The organism is Providencia sp. PROV174, from assembly GCF_028480685.1.
Lineage (GTDB): Bacteria > Pseudomonadota > Gammaproteobacteria > Enterobacterales > Enterobacteriaceae > Providencia > Providencia rettgeri.
In genome coordinates this window covers 514,786-527,865 of sequence record NZ_JAMPOT010000009.1, presented here as the reverse complement: position 1 = coordinate 527,865, position 13,080 = coordinate 514,786, and the positions used below count along the sequence as shown (strand labels likewise).

Below are 13,080 nucleotides of genomic sequence, written 5' to 3'. Positions count from 1 at the left end.
AAAACACCCCAAAGTTGAATAACTACTTTGGGGTGTCGTGATAATAATGTTCTTTTCAGTTAACGTCTATTTTAAACCGATTTCATTCAATTTTGTTAAAGCCCATCCTTAAATAACTTTAACAATTGCATCACACAAAGGAACCATGTTCTCAAGTGTTAAGCCTGCTACGTTAATACGGCCAGAACTGACCGCATAGATACCAAATTCGCTACGTAGACGCTCTACCTGCTCTTTTGTTAGGCCACTGAAGGAGAACATACCATTTTGGTTGATAATGAAGCTAAAGTCTTGTTTAGCGCCTTTTTCTTCCAATGTTTTCACTAACAGTTGGCGCATGCGCTTAATACGTTCACGCATTGCGGTTAATTCTTGGACCCACTCTGCTTTTAACACGTCATCAGAAAGGATGGTTGTTACCACTGCGGCACCGTGTGCTGGTGGGTTTGAGTAGTTTGCGCGAATAACCGCTTTCGCTTGGCTGAATGCGCGCTCTGCGTTGTCACTGTCTTTGGCAATGATGGTACAAGCGCCGACACGCTCATTGTATAAACCGAAGTTTTTAGAGAATGAGCTCGCAACAATCATTTCAGGGTTGTTTTTGGTGAAAATACGCAGGCCTTCGGCATCTTCATCTAAACCTTTTGCAAAACCTTGGTAAGCAAAGTCAAAAACCGGTAATAAGCCTTTTTCTGCACATAATGCGGCGAGTTTTGTCCATTGTTCAGCGGTTGGGTCAATACCCGTTGGGTTATGGCAGCAGCCGTGTAAAACAATCACATCACCCGCTATCGCAGATGATAAGCTGTTAAGCATGCCGTCAAAATCCATACCGTGGTTGGCTGCGTCATAGTAGTTGTAAGTTAAAACTTCTAAGCCAGCAGCTTCAAAAATATTTTTATGATTAGGCCAAGTTGGGTTGCTAATCCAAACACGTTTTGCATTGGTTTGCTTGGCAATAAAGTCAGCGGCGATACGCAGTGCGCCTGTACCACCCGGTGCTTGCGCTGTACGTGCACGTTTCGAGGTGACAATTTCATGTTGTGCACCGAATAACAGTTCTTGTGTTACACGGCCAAATTCTGGCATTCCGCTAATCGCAAGATAGTTTTTGGTGTTTTCGTTATCCAGCAGGAATTTTTCTGCTTTTTTAACGGTATCAAGCACAGGGGTTTTCCCTGATTCGTCTTTATAGACGCCAATACCTAAGTTGATTTTATTATCGCGGGGATCAGCACGGAAACTATCAGCAAGACCTAAGATTGGGTCAGCAGGGGCAGAAGTAATTTTTTCAAACATGTTGTCGATTCCAAAGCTCTGTAGTGGTACCCACACAGTTCCTAGGGTATGAAGGCATAAGTGAGAATGCGGTTGGCTATCCTTGCTTGTTATCTGCCCAGACCATACGAAACTCGCGGGTGTAGCTGAAAACGGGTTTAGTCGAACGAGTCGAGTTCTCAGGGTAACGTGATAAAGGCTTTTTGCCAACCGTTTTACCAAAAATTGGCGAGATCTTGTGAACTAGGTAGGAATTGCATGTAATCTGACCATAAATATCTATAAAGATGGTGAATCAGTCTGTCTTATTGATAATTCTGGTGTTTTTGTGGAGGAAGAATTTATGCTAGAGATGAAAAAAGAGAAATAAAAAAGCAGCACCGAAGTGCTGCTTGCAAAAACATGTTACCGTTTTCTAACTTATCAGTTAACTGATAATTAGAATTGGTAAACTAAACCTAAACCAACTACGTTATCAGTGTTGATACCAGCAGCTTCAGTAAAGTCGTTGTCTTTTAACAGGTTGATTTTGTAATCAACAACAGCAGACATGTTTTTGTTGAAGTAGTAGTAAGAACCAACAGAGATATATTTAACTAAATCTTGGTTATCAAAACCATTACCTAAGTTTTTACCTTTAGATTGGTTATAACCGATAGATGGTTTTAAACCGAAATCGAACAGGTATTGTGCAACTAACTCAATGTTTTCAGTTTTGTTTGCAATCAGGTTATATTCACTGTAACGAGTCATGTTTTGAGTTTGACCGTACATAGCTGCTAAATAAACATTGTTAGCGTCGAATTTACCACCAACGTTCCATGCTTCAGCACGCTTACCAGTTGCACTATATGCAGAAGTAACAGGAGTGGTGCTAGAATCAACTACAACACTACCGGCTTTTTGGTTTGGTGTACGAGAAGATGATGAATAACCACCACCCAGAGTTACGCCCCAACCTAAGTCATAAGCAGTTGAGAAACCGAAACCGTCACCGTTGTCTTTAGACATACCAGCGCCAGACAGGTTATCGTCGCCGTTTTTACCTTGGTATTGCAGAGCGAAGCTCAGGCCATCAACATAACCGAACATGTTATTGTTACGGTAAGTTAACAGGTTACGGTTACGGCTAGTCATGAAGTTATCTGTTTGTGCCATAGTGTCCGCACCCCATAATGGGAATACGTCGGTCCATGCGTTCGTGTCATAAACTACACCGTAGTTACGGCCGTAGTCAATTGAACCGAAATCAGCAAATTTTAGACCAGCATACGCTAAACGGTTTTTGTTTTCGTTGCTAGTTTCAGATTTGTTAGTTTTAGTTTCCCACTCAAAACGACCGAAACCTGACAGTTGGTCAGTGATTTGAGTATCACCTTTAACACCTAAACGAACACGTGAATCATCACCGTCTTGGCCGCTATCGCCTTTAGCGAAATAGTGACGAACGTCAACTTTACCGTAAACGTCTAATTTGTTGCCGTCTTTGTTGTATACTTCAGCTGCGTTTGCTGCACCAGCAGCTAACAGAGCTGGGATAACCATTGCAAGAATATTGCGTTTCATCATTATTATTACCCTCATTGGTGTTATTCGGACACCTGCCACTGCCAAAAATAATTCGCAAAAAATAATTGGAACTATTTGTGAGAGATTAGTGTCGTCTATGTCGGCGACCAGTGTTCCATTGCTAAATAAAATTATCTACCCTCAAAGTGCTACAAAATCAAAGATTCTGAAACAAATGGTAACTAGATGTTTCAAAATGTAAAAAATAGATCAATAAATAACCACTCATCGTACCAGTTTAAAAAATATTACAAAAATTAGGGAACTTTTTCAAAAGACAAATTGAGTTTTTTTTGAGCAGTTTAGCGAATGTAAAGCGGTTATTTATCACTAGTAAAAAGAGAATAGTGAGATTAAAAAGCAGATTATTCTTAGCACTAGCAGATTGCTGGCTGTTTACGGAGAATAATAAGGTGATAACGTAAAAATTGTGATCTGGTTATCATGTGGCTGTAATTCGATGTAACGAGATGAGATAGTTCTACAGCGAAAGTATATTAGGGCTGAAAAGTAACGGGCCAACATCAGCTGGCCCGTAAATTAGGGTGTTAATACAGAAAAGCCGTTATTAGAACGCTGCATTTCTTGGGGTACGTGGGAATGGAATTACTTCACGCACGTTACCGACACCAGTGACATAAGCCACTAAACGCTCAAAACCAAGGCCGAAACCTGAGTGAGGAACGGTGCCATAACGACGCAGATCACGGTACCACCAGTAATCTTCTTTATTCATACCCATTTCTTCAAGGCGTGCATCGAGCATATCAAGGCGCTCTTCACGCTGTGAACCTCCGATGATTTCGCCAATACCCGGTGCTAATACGTCCATCGCGGCAACGGTTTTGCCATCTTCATTAAGGCGCATATAGAACGCTTTGATGTCTTTCGGGTAGTTTTTCACTACCACTGGTGCTTTAAAGTGCTGTTCTGCTAAGTAGCGCTCATGCTCAGAAGACATGTCGACACCCCAATAAACTGGGTTTTCGAATTTTTGACCACAAGTTTCAAGGATTTTAATGGCATCCGTGTAATCAACTTGTGCAAAGTCTGAGTTAACAAAGCTTTCTAAACGGTTGATAACGTCTTTATCGACACGCTGAGCAAAGAATTCTAAGTCATCACGGCGTTCTTCAAGAGCAGCTTTGAAGGCGAATTTTAACATTTTTTCTGCCAGACCAGCCACATCATCTAAAGAGGCAAAAGCTACTTCAGGCTCTAACATCCAGAATTCCGCTAGGTGGCGGCTGGTATTTGAGTTTTCTGCACGGAAAGTTGGCCCGAAAGTATACACTTTGCTAATAGCCGTTGCGTAAGCTTCACCATTTAGCTGGCCTGAAACAGTTAAGAACGCTTCGCGACCAAAGAAGTCTTCACTGAAGTCCACTTCACCTTTATCATTACGTGGCAGGTTGTTGTAATCCAACGTGGAAACGCGGAACATCTCACCAGCACCTTCAGTATCTGACGCGGTAATTAATGGAGTAGAAACCCAGAAGTAGCCTTGTTCATCAAAAAAGCGATGCAGGGCTTGGGCTAATGTGTGGCGCACGCGCGCAACGGCACCAATTAAGTTAGTGCGCGGGCGCAAGTGGGCTGCTTCACGTAAGAACTCAACGCTGTGGCGTTTTGCTGCCATTGGGTAGGTGTCAGGGTCTTCAACCCAGCCAACGACTTTAACAGCGGTGGCTTCAAGTTCAAATGATTGACCTTGGCCTGGGGATTCTTTTACGGTACCCGTAACTTCAACCGAACAACCCGTTGTGAGATGCAGGACTTCGTCATTATAATTAGGTAAATTATTATTAATGATAGCCTGTAACGGATTAAAGCAAGAACCGTCATAAACGGCGAGGAAAGAAAAACCAGCATTTGAATCTCTCCTTGTACGTACCCAGCCTTGAACGGTGACTTCTGTGCCTACCGCCACTCGGCCTTGCAGTACGTCGACTACAGGCGCTACTATCATATAATTCACTCTCTTCATATTTAACAATATCTACTTCGACTATCTCAATCCGTCATACTTCGAGCCGTAGATGCGTTGGCTTCACAAACCGACCCTAGTCACATACCTATGTATGCTCCTAGGGCTCACTTTGTTTGCCGCCTTCCTACAACTCGAATTATTTAGGATGTAATTCAAATTGTTTTAAATCCATTCAACCGCTTATATCTATGAATATTATTCAAAAAATGTCATCGGTTTATGGCGATTAAAATAGTTAAAGTAGGGATATTAACGAAATCCCATGTTTCATGGGGCCAAAGCTCTATGTTACTTGCCATTTATTAGGAAACAAGTAAAAAATCGCGATAAAACATTTCTGTTGAAGCGAAGTGTGGTTATTGAGCTTAAAAGCTATAGTAATAGTAAGTGAATAAAAGAAAAAGGGGGTTTTGAAGCTCTGGGCAAGAAAAGTGCAAATTCTTACTCAGAGCTAGGGAAAAGCGACTTAATTAGCTGGCTTTTTCCATTTTAGGCAGGTCAAACGCTTTTCTGAGTTGATTGACGAACTCATCATCTTCACAAATGGTTTTTCCTGGGCTATCAGAGAGCTTAGCGACAGGCTTACCATTGCACTCGATGAGCTTAATCACAATATTCAATGGGGTTACATGTGGAATATTGCAGGTTAGACGAGTACCAATACCAAAAACAAGGTTAATCCGCTGATGAAAATAACGATATAACTCAAGTGCTTTTTGTAAGTCTAAGCTGTCAGAGAACACCAACGTTTTGTTCATCGGGTCAATACCCAATTTTTGGTAATGAGCGATGGCTTTTTCACCCCATTCGATCGGGTCCCCCGAGTCATGACGCAACCCTTGGTAGCGGTTCGCAAAGTTAGCATCAAAATCACGCAAAAAGGCATCCATAGTGATACAGTCAGTTAATGCCACACCTAGGTGATTAGGGTATTCATCAAGCCAGCTCTGCAATGCCTCACGTTGGCTATTTGCTAACTCAGGGCTGATTTGTTGATGGGCTTGGAACCATTCATGGGCTTGTGTGCCAACAGGGGATAAATCTAATTCGTGTGCAAGTTTGTAATTGCTTGTTCCTACAAGATAAGGAAACTCTTGTTTAAGCATTGAAACAATGGCGGATTGTACGTCGTAGGAGAAACGGCGGCGTGTCCCAAAGTCCATAAGCTTAAAGTTAGACAAATCAAGTTGGTGTTCATCGGCTTGTTGATAGAAAACATTTAACAGCTTTTTGAGTTGCTGAACAGCATCGTCAGGATGAATGTTTGGGTGCCTATCTTTTTGGATGATTTCACTGACCAATGCAAGGAGCGGTACCTCCCACATAATCACTTCACGCCAAGGCCCACTGATGCGAATCGCTAACTGACCTTCATTTGTGGTACTGACAACGACTTGTTCTGGGTTAAAGCGGAATGACTTTAACCACATAAGATAGTCTTCTTGGAAGAAAGGTAAGCGGCGGAGAAAATTTAGCTCGTCATCAGAAAGTGACAACTTAGCCATTAACTGAATTTGTTGCCTAATTTCATTGGCGTAAGCACCTAAGATCTCACTGCTACGACAGCGAAACTCAGCGACAACCGGTACCTGATGGTAACGGTGGAAAACGGCCTGCTGCATATGAAGCTTGTAAGCATCGGTATCAAGCAGTGATGTAATAATTGGTGTAGCGTCTAAATTCATGGCACGCAGACATCCTCGCGGAGCTTATCTTTACCACTAATGCTATTCATTTTTACTCTTGTTCCCCTAAAAGTCACAATGAGATAAAAGCAGCAATAGTCGTTAGCTAAATCGTTAAAGTTGCAAAAGTATACCCACTTTAGCAAAAGATAGAAGTGTTATTCTATCTCTTGTTTTCAAGGAGCACGGCAACCTAAATTCGCGTATTGCCTTTCTGTATTACTATGAAATCAAATAAATACGTTTTATGTGTATTCTGTCCATAGAAACAGACAAAAGCATTAATCACGAAAAGATACTAACACGCCATAAAATATTTAATAGTGCTATAGCACCAACAAACAAACGAATTTTTAACAAAGTTAAGTAGGGTGGGACATACAAAGCTAACATAGCCATAAAAATAGATAACATTTTTTGATGAAAATGTTTCTCAAATCCATTCACATTATTGTGGCTTATAGTATTGTATAAGTATTAAAGCAGTACGATATTGAATATAACGAATTAAAAGGTTACTTATGACCCAGTTAAGACAAGCGAAATATCGTCAGGATTATCAAGCACCTGATTACACAATTACAGAAATTGACCTCGATTTTAATCTTGACCCAGTGAAGACAGTGGTTACCGCAGTAAGTAAGGTAAAACGCCTTAATCCGCAATCTTCAACGCTTGAACTCAATGGCGAAGATTTATCGTTAGTCAGCCTCGAAGTCGATGGCAAAGCATGGCAAAACTATAAAGAATCTGAAGGTAAATTGATTATTGAGTCATTACCTGAATCATTCACACTGCGGATTGTGAATGAAATTAGTCCTGAAAAAAACACAGCACTAGAAGGGCTATATGTTTCAGGTGAGGCGTTATGCACACAATGTGAAGCGGAAGGTTTTCGCCATATTACCTATTACCAAGACCGACCAGATGTGCTGGCTCGCTATACCACCACAATTACAGCAGATAAATCACGTTATCCTTATTTACTTTCAAATGGTAACCGTATCGCAGAAGGTGAGTTAGAAGACGACCGTCATTGGGTTAAGTGGGAAGATCCATTCCCGAAACCAAGTTATTTATTTGCTTTAGTAGCAGGTGATTTTGACGTTTTAAAAGACACCTTTGTGACTCGCAGTGGCCGTGAAGTTGCGTTAGAACTTTTTGTTGATAAAGGTAATTTAGACCGTGCTCCTTGGGCAATGCAGTCCTTGAAAAATGCCATGAAGTGGGACGAAGAACGCTTTGGTTTAGAGTATGACCTTGATATCTATATGATTGTTGCCGTTGATTTCTTCAACATGGGAGCAATGGAAAATAAAGGACTGAATGTCTTTAACTCTAAATATGTTTTAGCCAAAAGCGAAACCGCGACAGATAAAGACTATCTGAATATCGAATCTGTGATTGGCCATGAATATTTCCATAATTGGACAGGAAACCGCATTACTTGTCGTGACTGGTTTCAATTAAGCCTAAAAGAAGGGTTAACCGTTTTTCGCGATCAAGAATTTAGTTCGGATTTAGGCTCCCGCTCTGTTAACCGTATTAACAATGTTAAAGTGATGCGTTCAGCCCAGTTTGCTGAGGATGCAAGCCCAATGGCGCACCCGATCCGTCCTGACAAAGTTATTGAAATGAATAATTTCTATACCTTAACGGTGTATGAAAAAGGATCCGAAGTTATTCGTATGATCCATACGCTGCTCGGTGAGGAAATGTTCCAAGCGGGAATACAACTTTATGTTCATCGCCATGATGGCAGTGCGGCAACCTGTGACGATTTTGTGCAGGCGATGGAAGATGCATCAAATGTTGATTTATCACTATTTCGTCGTTGGTATAGCCAATCAGGGACACCAGTTTTAACTGTACGTGATGAATATTCACCAGAAAAACAGCAATATACCCTACATGTTAGCCAAATGACGCCGCCTACGGCAGATCAAGCGGAAAAGAAACCATTGCATATCCCATTGGATATTGAGCTCTATGATGAACAAGGTGGAATTATTACGCTAAAACGTGATGGCAGTGTTGTAAATTCAGTGCTAAACATTACGCAAGAAACTCAAACGTTTGTATTTGATGAGGTGACAAGTCGTCCAGTTCCATCCTTATTACGTGAGTTTTCAGCCCCTGTAAAATTAGATTACAACTACACGGATGAGCAATTAGCTTTCTTGATGCAGCATGCAAGCAATGAATTTGCTCGTTGGGATGCCGCGCAGCAACTAATTAATAATTATGTAAAAATTAACGTGGCTCATTATCAAAACGGCGAGGCATTAGTTTTGCCTGAGTCGGTGGTTGATGCTTTCCGTGGGGTATTATTAAGTGATTCGATTGATCCTGCGTTAGTTGCATTGATCTTAACGTTACCTTCCGAAAATGAGCTTGCCGAATTATTTACGGTTATCGACCCTGTCGCGATCCACGAAGTTGTGAACTTTATCTATCATCATTTAGCGGTAGAAATGCATGATGAGCTTCTCACTGTTTATCGCTCCATTAATATTGATGGGTATCGGGTTGATCACCAAGATATAGCTAAACGTTCACTGCGTAACATTTGTCTACAATACTTAGCCGCGGGTGACGATAGCGAGCTGGCGAACAAATTAGTACTGGAACAATACCAATCTGCCGATAACATGACTGATTCGCTGGCTGCATTGACCGCAGCAAACGAATCACAGTTAGCTTGTAAAGAGCAGTTAATGGCAGACTTTGATGAGCGTTGGCACCATGACGGGTTAGTTATGGATAAGTGGTTTACATTACAAGGTGCAAATCCAGCGAAAGAAACCCTTGCCAATGTACGTGAATTATTGAATCACCGTTCATTTAGCATGAGCAATCCTAACCGTGTTCGCTCACTTGTCGGTGCCTTCACTGCAGGGAATCCAGTTAATTTCCATGCAGAAGATAGCAGTGGTTACCAATTCTTGTATGACATTTTAGTCGATTTGAATACGCGTAATCCACAGGTAGCATCAAGGCTGATTGAGCCGCTGATCCGTTTAAAACGTTATGATGCACAGCGCCAAGCACAAATGCGCAAAGTGCTTGAGCAGCTAAAAGCGCTAGATAACCTTTCAGGTGATCTATTTGAAAAAATAACCAAAGCGTTAGAAAGCTAGTTTTATATATAGCTAGTCAATTATTGGCTTTAATAAGCCGCTAAAGTTTAATTTAGCGGCTTATTATTGTTTATGACAAAAGTGGAATATTAAATGAGAGATAACTCTCATAAAATGGTTGTTTTTCCCTCGAAAACCCAGACAAATGCATTTTTATTGATTTTTTCGTGGTAAAAGGGCAATAAGATAGGGTAATCTGTAGCGCGTTTTATCCGACGAAAAAACCGCATGTATGAATGAAAGCTCGGCAAATCCTATTTGGCGGGGTTTTAGCATGCGACATGATGTCTACTCTATTGAAACGTACTAGTAAAAATAGGTTATTGGATATGCTATATCACCTTGCCCGCAAGGCACTATTCCAGTTCGACCCCGAAAAAGCGCATGAATTGACTTTTCGCCAGCTTCAACGTTTGAATCATTCCCCTTTCCAATGTCTTATTCGCCAATCAGTTGCCACTAAGCCCGTTCAATGTATGGGGCTTTCCTTCAAAAACCCACTAGGACTTGCAGCGGGTTTAGATAAAGATGGTGAATGTATTGATGCATTTGGTGCAATGGGTTTTGGGTTTATAGAAATTGGTACAGTAACGCCTCGTCCCCAGTCTGGTAATGACAAACCGCGGTTATTTCGACTTGTAGAAGCTGAAGGTTTAATTAACCGGATGGGCTTTAATAATAAAGGTGTCGATAACCTTGTCGAGAATGTCAAGAAATCGAATTACGGTGGGGTCATTGGAATCAATATAGGTAAAAATAAAGATACACCTGTTGAACAAGGTAAAGATGATTATTTAATTTGCATGGATAAGGTCTATGCTCATGCAGGTTATATTGCTATTAATATCTCCTCACCAAATACGCCAGGGTTACGTACATTACAATATGGCGAAGCGCTGGATGATTTATTAAGTAGCATAAAAGCAAAACAACTGGAATTACAATTACAGCACCAAAAATATGTGCCTGTTGCTGTAAAGGTCGCGCCTGATTTATCTGAAGAGGAAATTATCCAAGTTTCAGATAGCCTAGTCAGACATAATATCGATGGCGTTATTGCAACGAACACCACGTTAGATCGTTCTTTGGTTCAAGGGATAAATCATTGCAATGAAGCGGGTGGATTAAGCGGTCGTCCTGTACAATTAAAAAGCACACAAGTTATTAAGATTATTTCGCGTGAATTAAATGGCAAACTGCCAATAATTGGAGTGGGTGGAATTGATTCCCTTACTGCAGCACGTGAAAAAATGGAAGCGGGTGCCTCTTTAATTCAAATTTATTCTGGTTTTATTTACCATGGGCCAAAATTAATTAAAGATATTGTTAATCATATCTAGTAATAAATTGTAAATTTACCTATCAAGGGGGTTTATTTATTCCCCCTTTTAAACTATATTGCTAATAGTGGCTATTTTTGTATCAAATTGAACGCAATTTTCAGTAGATTTGCTATTTAGATAACAATATTATCCGGATATTTCTAACGTATCTTATTTAGTAGATCCAATTTTTAGCATATAAAAATAAGCCCTAGAGTAAATTTAGAAAGGATCACTATAAAGATCATTTCTGCTATATTTACCGGTAAATCGCTAAAGGGTCGTTTATGAATATTAAACCTGATGATCATTGGCGTTGGTATTTTGATCATGACCATAATAGGGTGATGTTAGATCTCGCCAACGGCATGATATTTCGTTCATGTTTTCCTGCTAAGATGCTAACGGTTTTTGCTCGTAATGAGATGCCATTTAGTATCGAAGATGCAGGTGAATATTATTTATTCGATGAGCAGGCTAAAAGATTAAATATTACTCAAGAAGAAAGAGCTGAATTAGTCTTAAATAGCTTAGTTGCTTTTCGTTTTTTAAAACCACAGATGCCAAAGAGTTGGTATTTTTCTTCATTTCACTATATTAATGAACCTAAACAGGGGCAAATAATCCAAGTGTGTTTAGAAAATACAAACCAGTACTTCACATTTATTATTGCTGAAGCTGGCCCATCTGCGAGTTTATGTTTATTAGCAGAACCAATCTTAGAATTACCCGATCGAACTTTACGATTTTGTGATCCAATTAAGATCATGAACGATCGCATGCTTGAATATTCATCTAAAGTTAAACGTCAATTATATGGTAATGCTATTTAAATGATCGTCAAAGATCCAGTGAAAAAATAGTTAAATAAATAGGTTTCTTTGCTAATTTAATTAATCTAGTTTTGAATGTTTAACACCATCATAGAATTTTTCCCCTGATGGTGTTAAAAAGCAAAACCAACACTTAGTTAAACGCTAATTTAACCGCTGTTTTTGGGATACAGCTGCAAGCGAGTATGTAACCGTTTTCTTTGATGGCACTTTGTTTTAATGGAGTGACTTCCCCAGAAATAAGCTTAATTTTACAGCGACCACAGATACCAGCTCGACACGAATAAGGGATAGTTAAACCATGGGATTCTAATTGTTCAAGGATCACATTTTGGTTATCACCTGTATATTCTGTTTCCTCAAAAACTAAACTGACATTATTGGCTTGAGTATTTAATTTATTAGCGGCTAGGTCATTTTCCCGCTCTTGAACTAAATATTGTTTTGCAGGTTTAGTTTCTAATACCGTCAGGGTATCACCAACACGAATAACACCTGTATTTTTGATAATCACATTTTGGCCAAAATCGACATCGCCGGTTTCATCTGAACGGAAGGTTTGCAATGTTGCAAGTGGTTCGCTGTGGGGGTGTTTAACCCCTTTTTCCGGGCTAACAGTCGTTAAAATGCATCGGCTACATGGCCTATCTAATGTAAAAATGACATCACCAATTTGAATAGTTTTCCATGTATCTTCTTCAAACGGCTTGGCGCCAGTAATAATTAAGTTGCCACGAAACTGTTCTAATTTAATACTGGCAGGGCAGCGACGTTGCAGTTCTTGGACAGAAGCTTCGTTGATCAGTAAAAAGGGATAGCCGTCAGCAAAAGACATTGGCACATCTTGGTATTCTTTGACACGGCGAGAAAGCTGAGGACTAAGCCAGCGTAGTTGTACTGGCTCGTCAAAAAAGCTAGTTAACCAACTATTTATCGCTTCAGGTGCAATAAGTGCGTGAAAATGATTACCCCAAACTTCAGTAGGGCTCTGTTTCTCATCAAAGTCCTGATACAATACTGTTGCACTTTCGCCATTTGGTGCTCGCAAGTGGAGACCATTATTGAGCATTACCGGTGTAAAAAGTAACATTTGTGGATATTTTCTCGCCGTAATAAATTTACCTTCCAGCGTGGTTACCATAAAATTACGATCAAAAGTCAAACCGCTAATATCAGCGAAGGCGTGGGATAAACGAACTCCTCGCATAGATTTAACTGGGTGTGTATAAAGGCGCGAAAGCGTTATCATTTTTTAATCCTTAT

At 40.3% G+C, this 13,080-nt stretch carries 8 protein-coding genes; 3 read left to right on the top strand and 5 right to left on the bottom strand.

The annotated features are described in order from the left end of the window. Positions 1 to 108 precede the first annotated feature (108 nt). From PSE60_RS09905 to pncB, 4 genes are all read right to left on the bottom strand, one after another. Positions 109 to 1,299 carry an amino acid aminotransferase gene (locus PSE60_RS09905; protein ID WP_272665305.1) on the bottom strand — a complete coding sequence of 397 codons (1,191 nt, stop codon included), beginning with the start codon at positions 1,297 to 1,299 and terminating at the stop codon, positions 109 to 111. A gap of 417 nt (positions 1,300 to 1,716) precedes the next feature. After that, entirely contained in the window at positions 1,717 to 2,844 is a 1,128-nt protein-coding gene (locus PSE60_RS09900) for a porin (protein WP_272665337.1), read from the bottom strand. Between the two features lie 571 nt (positions 2,845 to 3,415). Then, positions 3,416 to 4,816: an asparagine--tRNA ligase gene (gene asnS / locus PSE60_RS09895; RefSeq protein WP_210838451.1), complete on the bottom strand. Its 1,401-nt coding sequence runs from the start codon at positions 4,814 to 4,816 to the stop codon at positions 3,416 to 3,418. Positions 4,817 to 5,307: 491 nt separating this feature from the next. Continuing rightward, the gene (pncB, locus tag PSE60_RS09890; protein WP_272665303.1) at positions 5,308 to 6,522 is read right to left on the bottom strand and encodes a nicotinate phosphoribosyltransferase; all 1,215 of its coding nucleotides are present in this window, start codon (positions 6,520 to 6,522) and stop codon (positions 5,308 to 5,310) included. A gap of 521 nt (positions 6,523 to 7,043) precedes the next feature. On the opposite strand from pncB, the gene pepN reads away from it, so the two are divergent. The 3 genes from pepN (at position 7,044) to PSE60_RS09875 (ending at position 11,817) form a co-directional block, all read left to right on the top strand. Next, entirely contained in the window at positions 7,044 to 9,662 is a 2,619-nt protein-coding gene (pepN, locus tag PSE60_RS09885) for an aminopeptidase N (protein ID WP_272665302.1), read from the top strand. A gap of 329 nt (positions 9,663 to 9,991) precedes the next feature. After that, a complete protein-coding gene (gene pyrD, locus PSE60_RS09880; RefSeq protein WP_164565713.1) occupies positions 9,992 to 11,002 on the top strand; it encodes a quinone-dependent dihydroorotate dehydrogenase in 1,011 nt (336 codons plus the stop codon). A gap of 269 nt (positions 11,003 to 11,271) precedes the next feature. Further along, positions 11,272 to 11,817: a cell division protein ZapC gene (locus PSE60_RS09875; protein WP_004909622.1), complete on the top strand. Its 546-nt coding sequence runs from the start codon at positions 11,272 to 11,274 to the stop codon at positions 11,815 to 11,817. A 133-nt stretch (positions 11,818 to 11,950) separates the two neighbouring features. Here the strand turns inward: PSE60_RS09875 and PSE60_RS09870 are convergent, their stop codons facing one another. Then, positions 11,951 to 13,066 carry a YcbX family protein gene (locus tag PSE60_RS09870; RefSeq protein WP_272665301.1) on the bottom strand — a complete coding sequence of 372 codons (1,116 nt, stop codon included), beginning with the start codon at positions 13,064 to 13,066 and terminating at the stop codon, positions 11,951 to 11,953. Positions 13,067 to 13,080: the final 14 nt, after the last annotated feature.

Coding starts and splice junctions, on each gene's coding strand:
- PSE60_RS09875 (WP_004909622.1), top strand. CDS start 11,272: ATGAATATTAAACCTGATGATCATTGGCGTTGGTATTTTGATCATGAC.
- asnS (WP_210838451.1), bottom strand. CDS start 4,816: ATGATAGTAGCGCCTGTAGTCGACGTACTGCAAGGCCGAGTGGCGGTA.
- PSE60_RS09905 (WP_272665305.1), bottom strand. CDS start 1,299: ATGTTTGAAAAAATTACTTCTGCCCCTGCTGACCCAATCTTAGGTCTT.
- pyrD (WP_164565713.1), top strand. CDS start 9,992: ATGCTATATCACCTTGCCCGCAAGGCACTATTCCAGTTCGACCCCGAA.
- pncB (WP_272665303.1), bottom strand. CDS start 6,522: ATGAATTTAGACGCTACACCAATTATTACATCACTGCTTGATACCGAT.
- pepN (WP_272665302.1), top strand. CDS start 7,044: ATGACCCAGTTAAGACAAGCGAAATATCGTCAGGATTATCAAGCACCT.
- PSE60_RS09900 (WP_272665337.1), bottom strand. CDS start 2,844: ATGAAACGCAATATTCTTGCAATGGTTATCCCAGCTCTGTTAGCTGCT.
- PSE60_RS09870 (WP_272665301.1), bottom strand. CDS start 13,066: ATGATAACGCTTTCGCGCCTTTATACACACCCAGTTAAATCTATGCGA.